Raw genomic sequence first — 650 nt, 5'->3', positions numbered from 1 at the left:
AGCACAATGTTTATAAAAGCCTAACGTATGAAAGTGCAATAGTCATTGCAGCGCTTTTGGTAGAGAAGATTGGTCTTGGATTATCGATATTGGATACTAGATGGTGTTATTTGCACTATTTGATGACCGACTTATCAGTATCGAAATATAAGTATTTTAGTACCCCTATTCATTCCAATGGCAATCGGCATAACCCTTATATATCTAGAGGGGCGATTGCCTGTTATTTTAATCATAAAGGTGTAATTAACATGGCTACAGATTTACAAGTCACAACCAACAAGCTGTCGGAAAAAGAAACCCAGCTGACAGTGAAAGTTCCTGTTGAAAAAATTCAAAACAAAGTTGAAGGCCGTATTCGTCAAGTTGCGAAGACTGCCAAGATTGACGGTTTCCGTAAAGGTAACGTCCCTATGTCTCATATCCGTTCACAGTATGGTGCTGGTATTCAGCAAGAAGTGATCAATGATGTGATTCGCGATACCGTGTTTGAAGCAATCAAATCTGAAGACATTCGCGCCGTTGGCATGCCAAACATCGATGATGTTAAATTAGAAGACGACTTCTTAGTTTATCAAGCGACTGTTGAAATCTTCCCAGAAGTCGACGTCCAAGGTATCGATGAGATCGAAGTTGAGCGCCATACCGCG

At 40.5% G+C, this 650-nt stretch carries 1 protein-coding gene; it reads left to right on the top strand.

Annotated features, from left to right (window positions below; genetic code table 11):
• Window positions 1-251: 251 nt before the first annotated feature.
• Window positions 252-650, top strand: a 399-nt coding sequence (locus ACS8FD_RS21545; protein WP_439277376.1) for a trigger factor family protein, incomplete at its 3' end; no start/stop codon positions are given.

The sequence above is a fragment of the Psychrobacter sp. 1U2 genome, assembly GCF_051847575.1.
The sequence above is the reverse complement of the archived record's forward strand: the minus strand, read 5'-3'. Positions and strand labels throughout refer to the sequence as shown.